Below are 16,418 nucleotides of genomic sequence, written 5' to 3' on the forward strand. Positions count from 1 at the left end.
ATATCGCCGTGCCGGTAAAGGCTCTGTTAACCGGCCGCGGTGGGCAACCGTACGGTGACGCAGAGCCCGTTGGGGCCAAGACTGGTGTCGCTGAGCAACAGTGAGCCGCGGTGCTGCTCGGTGACTTCCCGAACGATGCTGAGCCCCAGGCCACTCCCTGAGATCGACTGCCCCGCCAGGCGATAGAAACGCTGCAGGGCGGCATCGCGTTGTTCCGGAACGATGCCGGGACCGGTGTCACAGACCCGCAGCACCACTTCACCATCGCTCTGATCCAGCCCGATCATCACTTGGCCTCCATCCGGGGTATAGCGCATGGCGTTATCGATCAGGTTGCGGCACAGAATCGACAGACTGGCTTCATGCCCCCAGACATACAGGCTGTCGGCGGTTTCCAGCGACAGGTCCAGGGTTTTGTCGGCCATATGGGAGGCCTGGTCGGCCAGTGTGGTGCGCACCAGGTCACTGAGGTTGACGCGTGAGGTTTCGATCTTGTCGTGTTCCAGTCGACTGAGGGTCAGCAACTGCTCGACAACCCGGGTCATGCGATCGACCCCGCAGACGATCTGGTCGGCGGTGGCGACGGTGGCGGGGTTGTGCTCCTGGCGCAGGTTCTGGGCGTGGATGCGGATCCCGGCCAGCGGTGTACGGAGTTCGTGGGCAGCGTCCGCGGTAAAGCGGCGCTCGCGAGTCAGGGCGTTGTCGAGTGACGCCATCAGGGTGTTAACCGAGCTGACCACGCCACCGATCTCTTCCGGTACGCCGGTCTGCGGCAGCGGCTGCAACTGCTCCGGGTTGCGCTCAATGATCTGCCGGGCAACGCGCCGTAGCGGCGACAACCCACGATTGACGATCAGCCAGATCATCGCCGCCAGTAACGGGATGGTCAGCAGCAGCGGTAGCAGGGTATGGAGTACAATTTCGCCGGTCAGCTCATCGCGCACGTCATCCCGCTGCCCCACCTTGATCCACAGATCGTGCTGCGGATCGTGCAGCGCGAACGAGCGCCAGTGGTGATTGTCGATCACCTCTTCGCCATAACCCTGGCGGGAATCGAAGCTGAACTGGCGCGCGATCACATGGAAACTGCTGAGCAACTCCTCGCCGTCGCCGTTCCAGACCATGAACGCCAGTTTTTTTTCATAACGGTGGCCGAAGGTGGTGGCTTCGTTGCCCTCTTCATAATGGTCCAGCTCGAACGGTTCGTACTCCAGCGCTTCGGCCAGGTGGCTCATACGGCTACGTTTGAGTTGGTCCTGCAATAGACTTTGCAGCACCCGCGCCATCTGGGCCAGTTCGGCATCGAACAGCTCTTCGACCTCGTGGGTGGCGTCGCGGTAGCTGAAGTAGGCTGCGGCAGAGGTCAGCGTAAACAGGGCCAGCAGCAGGCTGACGAGCAGAAAACGGCTGATAGACTTCACGAGGCTTTATCGACCCGGTAGCCCACGCCGCGCACGGTTTTGATCAGCTCGCTGCCAAACTTTTTGCGCAGATGGTGAACGTGCACCTCTACGGCATTGCTTTCCACCCGTTCGTCCCAACTGTAGAGCCGCTCCACCAGCTGTTCGCGGGTAAGAATCCGGCCCGGATACTGCAAAAACTCCAGCAGGAGCGCGTATTCGCGTCGTGACAGATTGACGACCTCTCCCTGGAAGGTCACCTCGCGGCTGGCGGGGTCGACGCAGATCCCGTGGAGTTCAATTTTGGGGCTGGTACTGCCGGCGCGACGGCGCAGCAGCGCCCGGATGCGGGCGTTGAGCTCGTCCAGGTCGAAGGGTTTGATCAGATAATCGTCGGCGCCGGCGTCAAGGCCGCGCACCCGATCCTGTACCTGATCTCGGGCGGTGAGAATCAAAATCGGTGTGTCGATGCCGAGCTGGCGCGCCTGGCGCAACACCTCGACACCGTCCATTTCCGGTAAGCCCAGATCGAGGACCACCAGATCGAAGCTGTGGCTGCGCAGCGCTTCCAAACCCAAACGGCCGTTTTGCAGCCAGTCCATGGTGTCTCCCTGGCGGGTGAAAGCATCAACGATGCCGCGCCCCAACAACAGGTCATCTTCAACCAGTAGCAGCCTCATAGGGCGTGTTGTCCTCGTCCTTGGCTCAGCTCTTCTCTTTGAGTGAGTTCAGCAGTTTATTGATCTCTTCGCGGCGGCCCTGATCGGCGATTTCGCGCCCCTGACGTTGCGGCGCTTCCAGTGCATGTTGCAGCACCTTACGCGCCGCCTGGTACTCTTTCTGGCTGATCAGAAAGTCGCCGTAGAAGTAGTTGGGGTCGATGCCATCGGGGTTCATCGACAGCGCCATCTCCAGGTAGTGGCGGGCTTTCTTGTCACTGCCAAAGCTCAGCGGCCAACCGGGCACCTGATAGTAGAGCGCGCCCAGACTGGTATACGCCGAGCCGGCGAGAGCCTGGTCGTCGAGCGTGATCGCCTGCTCCAGGCTTTCGCGGGCCTGCTTGACCAGATCGAGCGCCCCGAGGCCGCCCTTGGCGCCTGCATAAGTGCTGAGAACAATTCCCCGCCAGATCCACAATTCGGCGGCTTCAGGATAGCGTTTTACCGATTCGTTGGCCACTTCGGTCAGCGCCTCGTAGGCGTCCTCCTGCTGCTCCTCCGGGACGGTATAGCGGATCTCGGCCCAACGGTCCTGAAGCTCGATCATGCGCTCGTCCGGCGAGGCGGCGGATGCAGCCAGGGGCAGCGTCAGCAGCAGGGAAAGGGCTAATGAGAGTGCGGCTTTCATGACAGTTTCTCCGGTCTTTTGGTTGCGTGGTTTTTAATCGTGTCGAGTTGTTTGCTGATCGAACCTGAGACCAGGCTTGGGAACAGGCCATTGAGGCGAACAAACAACTTTTCTGGCCAGCCGAGGTAACGGTGGCTGGCGCTACCGCTGATAAACGCCAGCAGGGCGTCGGCAACGGCTTCGGGCGAATCGACCGGGGTGCGCAGTTCTTCGTTAAGCGCATCCGCGGCGCCGGCGTTCAGGCTGGTACGGGTAGCGCGGGGGGCGAAATACTGCACTTTGATCGGGCTGTCAGCCAGCTCACGTCCAAGAGCTTCCGAGAACCCGCGCAGGGCGAATTTGGTGCTGCAGTAACTGACATAGCCGGGGTAGCCGATGCTGCCGAGGGTAGAGCCGACGTTGATAATGCGGGCCTCGGGCCGCGAGCGCAGCAGCGGAATCAGGGCATGGGTCAGCAGCACCGAGCTGGTAAAGTTGAGATGAATCAACTGCTCGATAGTGGCTTCGTCCTGCTGTTCAAACAGGCACAGCTGGTTGGTGCCGGCCATGTTGATGAGTACGTTGGGCGGTTGTTCCAGGGTCATCAACTGTTCGGTCATGCGCTTGCGCGCGGCGCTCTGGGTCAGGTCGGCAGCGATCGCCAGATGCGGGCCGCTGTCTACCGGTGGCAGTCGGTTTGCCAGCGCCTCCAGCGGTGCCGGTGTGCGTCCCACGGCGATGATGCGCGCCCCGGCTGTGGCCAGACGCAGCGCTGTGGCCTGGCCAATCCCGCCGCTGGCTCCGGTAAGAAGAATATGCATCTGTTGCGGTTTCATCAGGGACTCCGGACTACTGGGGCAGTGTGTTGAGAACGTCGCCATAGAGACGGTAAAAACGCTTGGCGGCATGAATGATGGCGTGTTGCTCTTGCGGGCATTCGATCTGGTCCATCAGCTGGGCAAAGTACTGCACATGATCGAGGTCCAGCTCACCGTGCGAGTTGAGGTAGCTGAACGCCGCGGCCGGTAGTGCCAGCCGCTGCTGAATGATCTTGGCGGCCTGGGTTGCCAGTGCGGTGCTGGTGCCTTCCAGCACCAGCACCATGCCGAAAAAACTCAGCGGGTGGCGGCGGGCGATGCTGTCATAGGCATAGGCCACCATCAGCTCGGTGTAGTAACCGGGTTCGCCATCCCTTGCTGCCACGTCATCCCCACCGGCAGCCTTGAGATCATTAAGAATCCACTGTTCGTGACCGATCTCTTCGTCGATATAGGCGCGCAGTGATGGCATCAGCCAGGGATGGCTGTCGCCCAGGCGACTACCACAACTCATCATCAGCGGTACCGTATGACGAACATGGTGGTAAGCCTGTTCCAGAAACGCGTGATAGCGGCAAAGGCTGACCTCTCCGGTCAGTGTTTCACGGATCACCGGCAGGGTTAGCAGTTGTTCACGCTCCCGGGCAGTGGCTTGCAGTAGCTGTTCATAAAACGCCATGGCAATGGGGCTCCTCGTGGCGGCTATAGATTGCGTCCAGGGATTCGCGGTAGCTCGCGCCGACGGCGTCTCGGCGGATACGGCCGTTGCCGGTCAGCAGGTCGTTAGCAACCGTGAACGGCTCCTCGGCCTGGATCCAGTGGGTCAAACGGGCGTAGTCGGGCAGTACGCTGTTCACGGTAGCGATCGCGCGTGCCAGCTCATCGGCACTGACGCCAGGGCGGGCGCGCAGCACCGCCACATTGAAGGGGCGTCCATCGCCAAACAGGCAAAACTGCTGGATCTGGGGCAGCGCCGCGAATTCGGCTTCGATCCACTCGGGCGAGAGGTTACGCCCGTAGCTGGTGATAAAAACATTCTTTTTGCGGCCTTCGATGTGCAGATAACCATCCTGATCGAGGTAGCCGATGTCTCCGGTGGCAACCGCTCCGTGGTGGGGGCTAGTGTCGCCCAAATAGCCGAGAAAACCGCTACCGGTGACGATCACTTCGCCATCGTCAGCAAGGGTGATGCGGCAGTGATCAAGCGGATAGCCGCAGCTGCCAGCGCGCTGCTTATCCGGGGCATTAAGCGCGACGACTGAGCCGCACTCCGACAGGCCGTAACCCTCAACTACCGGCAGCCCCAGCTCGTGGGCCCGTTGCAGTAGTGATGCCGGCACTCGGGCGCCGCCGACGGCCAACAGGCGGAACCCCTGGGGTGACAGACCCGCACTGCAGAGGTAAAGCAGCGCCTTGAGCAGCTCGGGTGTCAGGATCAGCGACTCCGGCTGATGACGGTGCAGGAATTCGCCCAGGCTTTGCAGATCCAGCCCGCTGGAACCCAGCAGGCCGGTCTCGTTGTTGCTGTAGATCAGGCAGCGGCTGCCGGCATAGAGCGGCAGCAGAACACCGGCCAGGTTTTCCAGCAGTATCGACAGCGGCAGCAGGCAGGCGTGTCGGGTAACGCCACAGCCACCAACGCGGCGGAACAGTGAACGACAGACCTGCGACAGGTGCGCCCCCCCCAGGCAAACACCCTTGGGAGTGCCGGTACTTCCCGAGGTGAAAGTGACCAGCAGGGTTCCGTTGGGCAGAGCGACCGGGCGGGGGGGGCGTCTGTATGCCAGAGGATGCAGCGGGTCGCTGGCAAAGCGGGGATCCAGTCGGCGCCCCTGATCTGCATCGTCTGAGAACAGCAGGTCGACACCGCTCTGGTCGAGGGCATGGCGCTGTTGCTCGAGTGAAAAGAATGCCGGTATCGGGGTGACCGGAATTCCGGCGTGAAAGGCCGCCAGTTGCAACACCACCCAGGTGGGGCTGTTGGGCAGCAGAATGCCAATATGAGCGATACCCGCCGCGGTGAGCTGGGCGGACAGGGTTTCGACCTGCTGCCATAGTTCCGCGTAGGAGAGTATCTCTGTGCGGCTTTCCAGCGCGATCTGTTGCGGCGTCAGCGCTACCCAGCTGCGGATCTGGTCAAAGATCTCGTTCATGCCACCGCTCCCGCGATCAGAATGCCTTGATCGCTGTGTGGCCGTGGTGAGCGCCGCATTAGTTGGCGGAACAAGGGGTTGGCGAATAGTTTTTGCAGACCGCTGCTGAAGCGGGCCGCCACGACCTGGGGCTGACTGTCGTAGTACCGGCCCCAGTCTGCGGCATGGCTGCCCAGTCTTTCGGGACGGGCATTTGCCAGTGGAATCAGTTCCAGACCGACCCCCAGCTTGCTGAAGGTGTTGAGTACCCGCGGGGTGGCAGTAATCACCAGCCACTGGTACTGCTGTTCGCAAAAGTAGCGGGCCAGAGAGAGAATGACGCGGCGGGTACAGCCGGAGTACCTCGAAGCGAGGTTGCCAACCTCGAGGATAGCGCGTCGCTGAACCGGTGCGCCTTCGAGCCGGCTGATCAGGGCCTCGACCGGCTGGTCCAGATACTGTTCCAGAAACAGCTCGCCTTCGTGGGCACCCTGATACCCCAGACAGGCCTGAATCTGGTTGTGGGTGTCGGTCAGCGCTACCAGATGGGGGGCAAAATGGTGGGGTTTGGCGCCGTGTTCATGGAGAAAACGGTCACGGATGAAGGCTTCTACATGGGCGCGGTTCTCCGGCGACTGCACCAGAACCAGTTCGCCCTGACCGTTGCAGGACAGTTGTTTGACCAATTCAAGACGACCCATGGCGATTCTCCTCAGCTATGGGAATCAGCCTAAGAGCGCAATCTTAAGAGTCTCTTAAATTTGTTAATTAGCGGGTGGGTGGGGTCTTTTCTTGGTACCGCGGGTGGGTTCTGCGGTCAACGGATCGTCGGGCCAGGGGTGTTTGGGGTAGCGGCCTTTGAGGTCCTTCTTGACCTCGTGATAGGTGTTGCGCCAGAAGTTGGCCAGGTCCCGGGTGGTCTGGATCGGTCGCTGGGCCGGTGATAGCAGCTCCAGCAGCAGCGGCACTGCGCCGCCGACAATGGCGGGGGTGGTGGTGAGCCCAAACAGCTCCTGCAGTTTGACTGCCAGTACCGGTTCGTCCCGGCGGGTGTAATCGATACTGATCTGCGAGCCGGAGGGCACGGGATAGCGCACCGGCGCCTCCCGCTCCAGCTGCTGTTGCTGCGGCCAGGAAAGTTGCTGGCGCAGCAGCGCGGCAAGATCGAGGCGAGTCAGCTGTGTCAGCCGGGTTGCGCCATCAAGGTAGGGTTTGAGCCACAAGTCGAGGCGGGTCATCAGTGCCGCGTCGGAAAAGTCAGGCCAGTCCGTACCGTAATGACGGCGCAACAGCTGCACGCGTGCCTGCAGGCTGCGCGCGTCGCGCGTCCAGGGCAGGGCGTCGCCCCCGCGGCGCTGCAGCGCCTGTAACAGGCAGTCGGCGACCGCCTCGGGATCGGGGGCGGACAGTGGCCGTTGTTCCAGTATCAGCTGGCCGAGGCGGGTCTGCGACAGGGCTTGTACCCGGTCCTGCTGCTCATCCCAGCTCACTGCTGTGCTGCGCTGCAGGGGGTGGTGCATGGCCAGTTCTTCCTGACTGACTGCTGCCGCGGCGTAGATGCGGGCATTGCTGCGGTCGCCGTCGACCTCGGCGGCGACCAGGTAGGCGGTGCGCCGCAGGGGATCCTGCTCCGCCAGGTGAGCGCCGCGGCCGTTACTGAGCCGGTACTGATTGCTGTTGGGACGCCGCTGCTGGGCGATGCGATCCGGGAAAGCGAAACTGAGCAACAGCCCCGCCTGCTCGTCCTTCGGTTCGTGGTCGGTGTCGAGCTGCAGTTGCCGACGCCAGCGTCTGGCGCTCTGGCGCGCGCTGTCCAGTTCGCCTGAACGGCTTCGGCGCAGGGCGGCAAGGGCGTGGCCCAGGTCGGCACCGGCGGTGGAGGGCAGGCGCTCGTTCAATAGGGCTGCCAGGTCGCACCCGAGGGCGCCCAGATTGAGTTCCCTGGCGCGCAGCATCATGGCGCCCAAACGGGGATGGGCGCCGAGTTCAAGCATGGCCTGGCCGCGGGGCGTCAGACGGCCGTCGGCGTCCAGTGCGCCCAACGCCTTAAGCAGCGCCTGCGCCTGGTCCAGGTGGGCTTTGGGTGGCGGGTCTAGCCAGTGCAGCTCCTCGGCCGGGGTTCCCCATTGGGCCAGCTCCAGCCGTAGCGGTGCCAGGTCGGCGCTGAGGATTTCGGCCGGCCGCTGGGGCAGCAACTGCGCCTGGCGCTCTTCGCTCCAGAGACGATAGCAGGCGCCGGGCTCCAGTCGGCCGGCGCGTCCGCGTCGCTGTTCTGCCCCCGCCTGGCTGACAGCCTGGGTGACCAGTCGGCTCATACCGCTGGGCGGATCAAAGCGGGGCAGGCGCATCAGACCGGCATCGACTACCACCCGGACACCCTCTATCGTCAGGCTGGTTTCGGCAATGGCGGTAGTCAGTACCAGCTTGCGCCCCTGCTTGGCTGGGCGCAGGGCCAGATCCTGAGCGCTACTCGGCAACGCGCCGTAAAGTGGTCGCACCTGCAGCTCGGAGGGCAGGTCGAGTTGCGCTAGCGCCTGCTGGGTGCGGCGGATCTCGCCGACCCCCGGCAGAAAACAGAGCAGGCTGCCGCTTTCCTGACGGCTGATCTGCTGCAGGGTGGTTGCCAGTTGGCGGCAATCCAGAGCTTCGGGCCGCCCCCCCAGGTAGTGAGTGGCCACCGGATAACAGCGCCCGGCGCTTGCAATCAGAGGTGTTTCGCTGCCGAGCAGTGTGAGTAGCGGTACGCTGTCGAGGGTCGCGGACATCAGCAGCAGGCGCAGATCCTCGCGCAGTACGCTCTGGCACTCCAGCAACAGGGCCAGGGCCAGATCACTCTGCAGGTTGCGCTCGTGAAATTCGTCCAGAATCACACAGCCGACATCTGTCAGTTCCGGGTCGCGCTGTAGCAGGCGTGTCAGCACGCCTTCGGTGACGACTTCAATGCGGGTGTTTTTTCCTACGCGGGTTTCCAGGCGAGTGCGATGGCCGACGGTTTCTCCCGGCTGCTCCCCGAGCTGGGCGGCCATGAAACGGCTGGCATTACGTGCCGCCAGTCGTCGCGGTTCAAGCATCACAATTCGCCGCCCCTGCAGCCAGGGAGCGTCGAGCAGGGCTAGCGGGACGCGGGTGGTTTTACCGGCCCCGGGGTCTGCCTGCAACAGGCAGCGGTTATGCTGGTTGAGGGCCTGTTGGAGCGCGGGCAGACACTGCTCTATGGGTAAACTCATACCGATTCCGCGGCTCTGTGTACACAACGCACGACCACTCGCGCGTGACCCCGGTTGGAGTTAGACTGCCAAGTAACCACCGTTACCGCCAGTGGCCTGAATCCTGAGGAGTGACGATAGGATGACATCAAAGGTAGTGGATCTGTCCCGGGCGCGGTCCGACAAGGAACACGAGCGCAAAGAGAAAAAAGTGGATTCTATCAAGGAGCGCTTCGCTCGCGCCATGGGTATGGAGGAGCGCGACCGGGCTGCCCGCCGGCGAGCGGAGAAAAAACGCAACAAGAAAGACAAACCGCGCGGTTGGTGATGGTGCTCAGTGATCGTGTTTGAATTTCATATAAGCGATGCCTGTCGCCAGTAGCAGTCGCCAAGATAACTCCACTTCGTCGCTGTATTCCGGATCGTAGTCGCGTACGGTATCAATCAGACATTCGAGCCAGACATCGAACAGCTCCAGCTCGATGTTGAGCACCAGTTTGCTGTGGCGAATGGCGACCTCTTCCAGATAGTCGTCGGTGCTGTTGGTCGCATAGAATACCAGTAGTCGGTAAAAGGACTTTTCCAGCATCTTCTGCTGCTTTTCCATGTTGGTGTCGGCGAAATGCTTGGCGACCCGCGGATCCGCCTTGATGAAACGCTGATAAAAGGCGTGGAAAAAACCGGGCCGACCCTCTTGGTCGCATTTCACCCGTTCGAAACTGGCGTCGAAGACCTCTTCGTAGTCCATGCTGTGCTCCCGCTGACGTCTTCTCAATCTAGTCCAGCGCCGGCAGCAGGGCAAACCCGGCTCAGCCGGCGCAGCGTGCGGTCCCGGTTGGCGCTGCGGTGGGTGCGAGTGCGGCCATCGACTGGTCGGCTTCAATCCTGGCGATCACCGTTGCCAGTTGCGCTTCGGCCACCGGCGGACTGTAGAGGTAGCCCTGTGCCAGCTGGCAGCCATTGTCGCGCAGAAACTGCTGCTGCGGTTCCTCTTCCACGCCCTCAGCCACGACCGCCAGCTGCAGTTTGTGGGCCATGGCGATGACGGCGGCGGTGATCGCCTTGTCGTCGTTGTCGGTGGGGATATCCTTGACGAAGGAGCGGTCGATCTTGAGCACGTCCACCGGCAACTGCTTGAGGTAGTTGAGCGAGGAGTAGCCGGTGCCGAAATCGTCAATGGCCAGGCTACAGCCGAGCTGCTTCAGTTGCTGCAGCAGGGTGATCGCCTCGTCGATATTGGTCATCAGCATGCTTTCCGTCAGCTCCAGTTCGATCCGCTCCGGCGGGGTGCGGGTTTCGCTGAGGATGTGGCGGAAGGTGCTGATAAACAGCGGGTCACGGAACTGCAGTGCCGACAGGTTAACGGCGATATTGAGGTGGCCGTTGCCACTGTCGGCCAGCCGGCGCCAGGTTTCGCACGCCTGACGGATCACCTGCTGACCAATGGCGACGATCAGGCCGGCTTCTTCGGCCAAGGGGATGAACTGGTCCGGGTAGATCATGCCACGGGTGGGATGCTGCCAGCGGATCAGGGCTTCCAGGCCGCACACCCGACCGGATTCGAGATCCAGTTGGGGCTGGAAATAGAGCACGAACTCCTGCTCTTTGACCGCGCGATGAAGTTCTTTTTCCAGGGCAAGGTTGGCCTGCACCTCTTCCACCATGCGGCGGTTAAAGTGGCGGTAATGGTTGCCACCGCGTTTTTTCGCATGGTTCATGGCCAGGTCGGCGCACTGCAGCAGGTCGCAGGTTTCGCGGGTCTGCTCATCGGCGACGGCGATCCCGATGCTGGCGGAGATCAGGACCTCGTGACTGCGAACCATATCCGAGCCCAGCCAGGTGGGCAGGCGGAGTTCGCGCAGCAGACGTTTGGCGATCGACTCGGCCAGATTGCGATCGGTGTCACACAGCGCGATCAGGAACTCATCACCACTGATCCGCGCTACTTGCCCCTGATGGCCAACCTCGCGCTGCAGTTTGTCGGCGACGCGAACCAGCAGTTGGTCGCCTGCCTCATGACCGAGCAACTCATTGACCCGCTTGAAGTGATCCAGATCGATGTGGAGCAGCGCCACCGGTTGGTCGCCGCTTTCATCCAGCAGCTCGTTCAGCTGGCGGCGGAAGTGGCGGCGGTTGCCGATCCCGGTGAGCTGGTCGTAATAGGCCAGCCGTTCGATCTCTTGTTGATGCGCGCGTTGATTGCTGATGTCTTCCAGCACGCTGACGAAGTGGGTGATCTCGCCGGTTTCGCTGGTAATGGGGGAGACGCTCTCCCGCGCCCAGAACAGGGTGTCGTTTTTGCGGCGATAGCAGAGTTCCCCCTGCCACACATGGCCGCGGGCCACTTCACGACGCAGTGCTAGTAGTTGTTGCCGGTCGGTTTGGTCGCACTCCAGAAAGCGCGGTTTGCGGCCGATCGCCTCCGCCGCGCTGAACCCGGTCAGGCGGGTAAAGCTGGGATTGACGTACTCGATGTAACCGCTGCGATGCAGCATCACGACGCAGGTGGAGCTCTGTTCTACGGCGCGGGAGAGTTTCAGCAAGTGGTTTTCCGCGGCGCGCTGATGGGTGATGTCCTGAGCGACGAACAGCAGATTGAGCTGCTGGTCGTTACCCTTGACCACGGTACAGTTCCAGCTCAGCAGACGCTGGTCACCGTTGCGACACAACAGCGGCAGTTCGCCCTGAGTCTGGTAGCCGAGCGGTTGATTTTCCATGCCGGCGAAGAACGCTTCGGCGCGCTCGATCCGCTTTTCCGGGATGCAGCGGCGGCTCCAGTTGTCGCCGGTGAGGGTGTCCAGCGGATAGTCTAGCAGTTGGTAACCGAAGCGGTTGAGCAGGATCACGTTGCCCTGCAGATCGGTAACCAGCAGCAAGGTCTGGGACAGGTTGTCGAGGTAATCGCGAGCGCGGTCACGCTCGTGAGTAAGGGCTTGTTGCAGTTGTTCGGAGCGTTGCGCCTGTTGCTGCAGGCTGTGCTTGAGTTTGCGTGGATGGCTGAGGCGGAAGAATGTAAGCACCCCGGCCAGGGCGGCGATAATCGAGCTGAGGATGATCTGATAGGGGGTATAGGGTGCCAGGGTTTGCGCGGTGGTCCAGCCCAGTTCCAGTGTCCATACCTGATTAGGTAACTGCACCGCTACTCGCTCGGTGAATCCCTGTAGTGCCGCTTTACTGCCGGCGATCAGCGCGCTGCTGTTGCCGTGTGGATCCTGGCGCGTCAGCCGGTAAGCAAACTCAGTGTTCTCCAGTTTGCTGAGCGGCGTGGCGGCGATGAAATCGTCCATCATGATCAGCGCTGAAGCGAAGCCCCAGAATCGTTCATCATCGCCGTTGCCGACAAATACCGGCTGGCGCGCCAGCATGCCCTGTCCGCCCTGGACCAGGGTCATGGGTCCGGCAAGGGTCAGGGTACGGGTGTTGATTGCCACCCAGGCGGTATTGCGGCTGCTGTCGCTGCGCAGGATGTTGTGACCGAGGGCCTGCTGGTGTGGTTCGGTGAGCGGGTAGATCGCGTTGATGACACCATCGGGCGCCAGCTGCAGGTTGGTGACGCCCTCAAAGGCGGTCAGTAGCTCGCGAGCGTTGTCGTTGAAGCGCTCCAAGCGACCATCATACTGCCGCACCAGCATACCGAGCAGAGTGGCAACGGAGAGGTTGCGCTGCAGGTGGCGCTCCAGAATCGAGGCTACGCGAAACGCTTCGTCATGAAGTCGGGATTGGCGTTCGGTATGCCACAGTCGGTCGTTGGCGGCGACGGTAAGCAGCATCAGAACCAGTGTGACAGCGGCCACCAGCAGGGGTGTCCACACACGGTGCACTAACTTCATGCATTCCTCAGTGATCAGTAATTGTTGTTGTTCTTCCTGAGCTCTGGGGTCGTCCGTGAGTAGCGATCTTACGGAGTAAGCTCGGGGCCTTTCAATAGATTTATGTCAAACTTTGTGCGATTGGTGTTTTTTGTCAGAGGGGCGATCGAAATGAATACAGTGGTGGACTGCTATTTTACGCCGATCTCGGTATGGGCCTATCTGGGTGCCGAGCGGTTTAACCGGCTGTCGCAGCGGCTGGGTGTTGAAGCGCGCTGGAAGCCGGTGAAAATCGCCGAGGTCTTTGCCGCCTCAGGCGCCTTGCCGCTGGGGCAGCGCCCCCCAAGCCGGCTGGCCAACCGGTTGCAGGAGATCGAGCGCTGGAGCGAGTATCTGCAGATCCCGCTGCACCTTGAACCGCGTTTTTTTCCGGTTGATCCTACCCCCGCGTGCCGGCTGATTACCGCGGCAATTTTGGCCGGAGAGGATGGCGGCTCACTGGCGCGGGCTTGTCTGACCGCCTGCTGGCGCGAGCAGCGCGATATCAGTAACAGGGAAACCCTGGCCCATCTGGCAGCTGAGGCGGGCCTGGATGGCGAGGCGCTTCTGGCCCGTGCCGCCGCGGCTGAAGTTGAGGCGCAGTTGGATGCCTGGACTCAGGAGGCAATTGAGCGCGGTGTGATTGGGTCCCCCTGCTATCTGGTGGATGACCAGGTGTTTTTTGGTCAGGACCGGCTCGAGTTTCTGGAGCGCTATCTGGCGTCGCGCGCGGGGTGACCGGACTTGAATGCCTGGTAGTGGCGATAAAAACGTTGCAGTTGTTGCTCCAGAGTGGCGGCAATCTGCGGCTGGCCACGCAACCGTAACAGCTCTGCGATCGCCTCGGCGGTGCACAACTGGCCGGGGTCTGCACCACGCCGCAACGGATAGCGACTGGGTCGATCCGGTGTCAGTCGAAGGCGGGGAAGCCGTTGCAGCCAAGGCGTCTGGCGCAGCATCTTGCGGCACTCCTTCCAGCTGCCGTCGAGCAGTAGCACCGGAGTTTGCGCGTCGAGCTCGGCGGGGGCGATTATCTGTTCCGGCCAGGGCGGACGATCAGCAGGAAACAGCAGGCAGCCGGCTTCGGGCTTACCTGGCGTTGCAATACCGCGTTGCCACCGGTGCAGGCGGACCTCCTCGATCAGCGCCGCTGCAATTCGCGCCGTATTGGTGGGGCGTTCGCTTTCATTGGGGTGCAGCCAGATGTTGATCGAGGCCAGCCCGGTCTGCAACGGCGGCAAATCGCAGATGCAGTGACTGGCGGGGAGGGCGCAGTGGCACCGGGTCATCGTTTGCCTGCGGGCCACAGTCGAAGCAGGGAAGCAGCGGCCCAGTGCGGCCGGAAGCGCACCAGCAGTGCCAGCGCGGCGAGATTGAGCAGGGCGATCAACAGAAAAAACTGCGGTATTGACCAGTTGGCGTTGCCCAGCAGCACAAAACCGGCGAGCGCCGACACCACCATGAACAGGGCGTTGAAAATATTACTGACCGCAAACACACGGGCGCGGTCGCGACCGTCGGTCCAGGCCTGAAACTGGGTGCAGAGCGGGACGATAAACAAACCGCCGGCGACGCCAATCAGCACCAGATCGACGCTGATGCGCCAGCCGCTCAACTGACGTAACAGCTCGATCATGCCGTCGCCTGCCGCCAGCTGAAGTGCAGGGCTCGCCCACACCAGATCCAGCCCTGCCAACACCATCAGGGCCAGCCCGAGGCAGGGCATTTCACGTCCATAGCGATCCCGTTTCAGACGGCTGCAACCCAGTGATCCAAGGCCTATGCCGATGGTCAGACAGGCCAGTAGCCAGCTGACGCAGGTGGCGTTGCCGCCCAGTACGCTGCGAGCGAAGTTGGGAATCTGGGTGAGGTAGCTGGCGCCGACAAACCAGAACCAGGCGTTAAACAGAATCAGCAAGCGCAGGCGGGGTGACGACCAGTAGTTGCCGATCAGGCGGATGCTGGCGCGCAGCGGATTCCAGTCCGGCTGCAGTTCGGGGGCGATAGATGGTGCTGGCGGGATGTGTCTGGCCGCCAGCCATCCTGCCAACGCCTGAATGACAATCAGTGCACTGACCAGCGCCATACCCCAGGCATGGGGGTAGATCAGGCCGGCGATCAGTGTGCCGAGCAGGATCGCGGCGAAGGTGCCGGCCTCGACCAGGCCGTTGCCTGAGACCCACTGCCAGCGCTCGAGATGTTGGGGAATCAGTGAGAATTTGATCGGGCTGAAAACGGCTGATTGGGTCGCCATCAGAAACAGCAGCACCATCAGCAGCGTCAGGTTGTGGCTCAGCAGGGCCTGGGCGGTGAGTAGCATCAGTGCCACTTCAACCAGTTTGAGGCTCCGAATCAGACGGGACTTCTCCCAGCGGTCCGCCAACTGTCCGGCAATGGCGGAAAACAGCAGGTAGGGGAGAATAAACAGCGCCGCTGCCAGGTTGGTCAGTTGGTTGACGTTGCCGCCCTGCTGCGTCGCGGCCTGATAAACCACCATCAGGATGAGGGTGTTCTTGAACAGATTGTCGTTGAATGTCCCCAGGAACAGGGTGACAAAAAAGGGGCCGAAGCGCGGGCTGCGAAGCAGGCGGGCGGGGGTGTCGTCACCCTGAGGGTGGTGCATGGCTGAGGTTTCCTGTTGTGATCGGCGCAGTGTATCGCAAACGCGCGGCGACGACCGCCGGGCAATGATAAAAGGCACTTTAATTGGCCTGACCAATATTGTACCGCGCGACGTAATCCGCTAGCCTGTGCGCCACTCTGACAGATGCGTGGGTGCGGCCACGGTAGTGCTAATGTCGTATTGAGCCCTGCGACGGGGCTGATTAAGGTGCCACTCTGGTTTACCGCACCGGCGCACTGTCCGACTCATGGCGAGCTGTCTGGCTCTATTGCCGCCAGGGACGAGTCGGTAACGATTTTGATTAAGACATGGAGTAACCCTACCTATGCGTATTATCCTGCTGGGCGCTCCGGGTGCCGGTAAAGGCACTCAGGCCCAATACATCACCGACAAGTTCGGTATTCCGCAGATCTCCACTGGCGACATGCTGCGTGCGGCGGTCAAGGCGGGTACCCCTCTGGGCCAGCAAGCCAAAGCGGTGATGGATGCCGGACAACTGGTGTCGGACGACATCATTATTGGTCTGGTCAAAGAGCGGATCGCCGAAGCAGACTGTGCCAACGGTTTCCTGTTTGACGGTTTCCCCCGCACTATTCCCCAGGCAGATGCACTGAAAGAGGCGGGTGTACAGATCGATGCGGTGGTTGAGATCGACGTCGCCGACGAAGAGATCGTCAAGCGGATGAGCGGACGCCGTGTGCATCCGGGCTCCGGTCGTACCTACCACGTAGTATTCAATCCGCCTAAGGTTGAAGGCAAAGATGACGTGACCGGTGAAGAGCTGGTCCAGCGTGTTGACGATAACGAAGAGACCGTGCGTGATCGCCTCAAGGTCTACCATGACCAGACCGCACCGCTGATCGACTACTACAAAGGCTGGGCCGGCAAAGACGCGGCCACGGCGCCCAAGTACGTTTACGTACCGGGGGTCGGTTCGGTGGAAGATATTCGTGACAAAGTGTTTGAAGGCCTGTCCTGATCGGCAGCGGAAACACTGGAACAAGAAGAGGGCTGCGGCCCTCTTTTTTTATGCCTGTCACCCGCTTGTCGGTTCTCGCTCGGTCC

At 61.7% G+C, this 16,418-nt stretch carries 15 protein-coding genes; 3 read left to right on the forward strand and 12 right to left on the reverse strand.

The features are described from left to right. Window positions 1–26 precede the first annotated feature (26 nt). The 8 genes from JJQ76_RS15265 to hrpB all read right to left on the reverse strand — a co-directional run bounded on the left by JJQ76_RS15265 (window position 27) and on the right by hrpB (window position 8,903). Window positions 27–1,421: an ATP-binding protein gene (locus JJQ76_RS15265; protein ID WP_210397766.1), complete on the reverse strand. Its 1,395-nt coding sequence runs from the start codon at window positions 1,419–1,421 to the stop codon at window positions 27–29. Beyond that, a complete protein-coding gene (locus tag JJQ76_RS15270) occupies window positions 1,418–2,080 on the reverse strand; it encodes a response regulator transcription factor (protein ID WP_210397767.1) in 663 nt (220 codons plus the stop codon). The genes JJQ76_RS15265 and JJQ76_RS15270 overlap by 4 nt, the downstream gene beginning before the upstream one ends. Before the next feature lie 25 nt (window positions 2,081–2,105). Next, window positions 2,106–2,747 (reverse strand): tetratricopeptide repeat protein, encoded by a 642-nt coding sequence (locus tag JJQ76_RS15275; RefSeq protein WP_210397769.1) that lies wholly within the window; start codon window positions 2,745–2,747, stop codon window positions 2,106–2,108. Beyond that, window positions 2,744–3,562 carry an SDR family oxidoreductase gene (locus JJQ76_RS15280; RefSeq protein ID WP_210397771.1) on the reverse strand — a complete coding sequence of 273 codons (819 nt, stop codon included), beginning with the start codon at window positions 3,560–3,562 and terminating at the stop codon, window positions 2,744–2,746. Before JJQ76_RS15280 ends, JJQ76_RS15275 begins: the two co-directional genes overlap by 4 nt. 13 nt (window positions 3,563–3,575) lie before the next feature. Then, entirely contained in the window at window positions 3,576–4,223 is a 648-nt protein-coding gene (locus tag JJQ76_RS15285) for an iron-containing redox enzyme family protein (protein ID WP_210397773.1), read from the reverse strand. Next, a complete protein-coding gene (locus tag JJQ76_RS15290) occupies window positions 4,210–5,697 on the reverse strand; it encodes an AMP-binding protein (RefSeq protein ID WP_210397775.1) in 1,488 nt (495 codons plus the stop codon). Before JJQ76_RS15290 ends, JJQ76_RS15285 begins: the two co-directional genes overlap by 14 nt. After that, on the reverse strand, window positions 5,694–6,377 hold the full coding sequence (locus JJQ76_RS15295; RefSeq protein WP_210397777.1) for a thermostable hemolysin: 684 nt from the start codon (window positions 6,375–6,377) through the stop codon (window positions 5,694–5,696). Before JJQ76_RS15295 ends, JJQ76_RS15290 begins: the two co-directional genes overlap by 4 nt. Before the next feature lie 63 nt (window positions 6,378–6,440). Next, on the reverse strand, window positions 6,441–8,903 hold the full coding sequence (hrpB, locus tag JJQ76_RS15300) for an ATP-dependent helicase HrpB (RefSeq protein WP_210397779.1): 2,463 nt from the start codon (window positions 8,901–8,903) through the stop codon (window positions 6,441–6,443). A gap of 121 nt (window positions 8,904–9,024) precedes the next feature. On the opposite strand from hrpB, the gene JJQ76_RS15305 reads away from it, so the two are divergent. Next, entirely contained in the window at window positions 9,025–9,210 is a 186-nt protein-coding gene (locus JJQ76_RS15305; RefSeq protein ID WP_210397781.1) for a tRNA (uracil-5-)-methyltransferase, read from the forward strand. Window positions 9,211–9,216: 6 nt separating this feature from the next. Here JJQ76_RS15305 and JJQ76_RS15310 read toward each other — a convergent pair whose 3' ends face one another. Both JJQ76_RS15310 and JJQ76_RS15315 read right to left on the reverse strand, forming a co-directional pair. Further along, a complete protein-coding gene (locus JJQ76_RS15310; RefSeq protein WP_210397783.1) occupies window positions 9,217–9,630 on the reverse strand; it encodes a globin in 414 nt (137 codons plus the stop codon). 61 nt (window positions 9,631–9,691) lie between these two features. Beyond that, window positions 9,692–12,712 (reverse strand): bifunctional diguanylate cyclase/phosphodiesterase, encoded by a 3,021-nt coding sequence (locus tag JJQ76_RS15315; RefSeq protein WP_210397785.1) that lies wholly within the window; start codon window positions 12,710–12,712, stop codon window positions 9,692–9,694. 150 nt (window positions 12,713–12,862) lie between these two features. Between JJQ76_RS15315 and JJQ76_RS15320 the strand changes: the two genes are divergently transcribed. Then, complete coding sequence (locus JJQ76_RS15320; RefSeq protein ID WP_210397786.1) at window positions 12,863–13,468, forward strand: 2-hydroxychromene-2-carboxylate isomerase; 606 nt, start codon at window positions 12,863–12,865, stop codon at window positions 13,466–13,468. Here JJQ76_RS15320 and JJQ76_RS15325 read toward each other — a convergent pair. Both JJQ76_RS15325 and JJQ76_RS15330 read right to left on the reverse strand, forming a co-directional pair. Next, a complete protein-coding gene (locus JJQ76_RS15325) occupies window positions 13,444–14,019 on the reverse strand; it encodes a tRNA-uridine aminocarboxypropyltransferase (RefSeq protein ID WP_210397788.1) in 576 nt (191 codons plus the stop codon). The two genes, JJQ76_RS15320 and JJQ76_RS15325, sit on opposite strands and share 25 nt — an antisense overlap. After that, window positions 14,016–15,353 (reverse strand): MFS transporter, encoded by a 1,338-nt coding sequence (locus JJQ76_RS15330; RefSeq protein WP_210397790.1) that lies wholly within the window; start codon window positions 15,351–15,353, stop codon window positions 14,016–14,018. Before JJQ76_RS15330 ends, JJQ76_RS15325 begins: the two co-directional genes overlap by 4 nt. Before the next feature lie 325 nt (window positions 15,354–15,678). Between JJQ76_RS15330 and adk the strand changes: the two genes are divergently transcribed. Then, window positions 15,679–16,332 carry an adenylate kinase gene (gene adk / locus JJQ76_RS15335; RefSeq protein ID WP_210397792.1) on the forward strand — a complete coding sequence of 218 codons (654 nt, stop codon included), beginning with the start codon at window positions 15,679–15,681 and terminating at the stop codon, window positions 16,330–16,332. Window positions 16,333–16,418: the final 86 nt, after the last annotated feature.

It is taken from the genome of Motiliproteus sediminis (assembly GCF_017912535.1).
GTDB lineage: Bacteria > Pseudomonadota > Gammaproteobacteria > Pseudomonadales > Balneatricaceae > Motiliproteus > Motiliproteus sediminis.

Coding starts and splice junctions, on each gene's coding strand:
- JJQ76_RS15270 (WP_210397767.1), bottom strand. CDS start 2,080: ATGAGGCTGCTACTGGTTGAAGATGACCTGTTGTTGGGGCGCGGCATC.
- JJQ76_RS15275 (WP_210397769.1), bottom strand. CDS start 2,747: ATGAAAGCCGCACTCTCATTAGCCCTTTCCCTGCTGCTGACGCTGCCC.
- JJQ76_RS15280 (WP_210397771.1), bottom strand. CDS start 3,562: ATGAAACCGCAACAGATGCATATTCTTCTTACCGGAGCCAGCGGCGGG.
- JJQ76_RS15285 (WP_210397773.1), bottom strand. CDS start 4,223: ATGGCGTTTTATGAACAGCTACTGCAAGCCACTGCCCGGGAGCGTGAA.
- JJQ76_RS15290 (WP_210397775.1), bottom strand. CDS start 5,697: ATGAACGAGATCTTTGACCAGATCCGCAGCTGGGTAGCGCTGACGCCG.
- JJQ76_RS15295 (WP_210397777.1), bottom strand. CDS start 6,377: ATGGGTCGTCTTGAATTGGTCAAACAACTGTCCTGCAACGGTCAGGGC.
- hrpB (WP_210397779.1), bottom strand. CDS start 8,903: ATGAGTTTACCCATAGAGCAGTGTCTGCCCGCGCTCCAACAGGCCCTC.
- JJQ76_RS15305 (WP_210397781.1), top strand. CDS start 9,025: ATGACATCAAAGGTAGTGGATCTGTCCCGGGCGCGGTCCGACAAGGAA.
- JJQ76_RS15310 (WP_210397783.1), bottom strand. CDS start 9,630: ATGGACTACGAAGAGGTCTTCGACGCCAGTTTCGAACGGGTGAAATGC.
- JJQ76_RS15315 (WP_210397785.1), bottom strand. CDS start 12,712: ATGAAGTTAGTGCACCGTGTGTGGACACCCCTGCTGGTGGCCGCTGTC.
- JJQ76_RS15320 (WP_210397786.1), top strand. CDS start 12,863: ATGAATACAGTGGTGGACTGCTATTTTACGCCGATCTCGGTATGGGCC.
- JJQ76_RS15325 (WP_210397788.1), bottom strand. CDS start 14,019: ATGACCCGGTGCCACTGCGCCCTCCCCGCCAGTCACTGCATCTGCGAT.
- JJQ76_RS15330 (WP_210397790.1), bottom strand. CDS start 15,353: ATGCACCACCCTCAGGGTGACGACACCCCCGCCCGCCTGCTTCGCAGC.
- adk (WP_210397792.1), top strand. CDS start 15,679: ATGCGTATTATCCTGCTGGGCGCTCCGGGTGCCGGTAAAGGCACTCAG.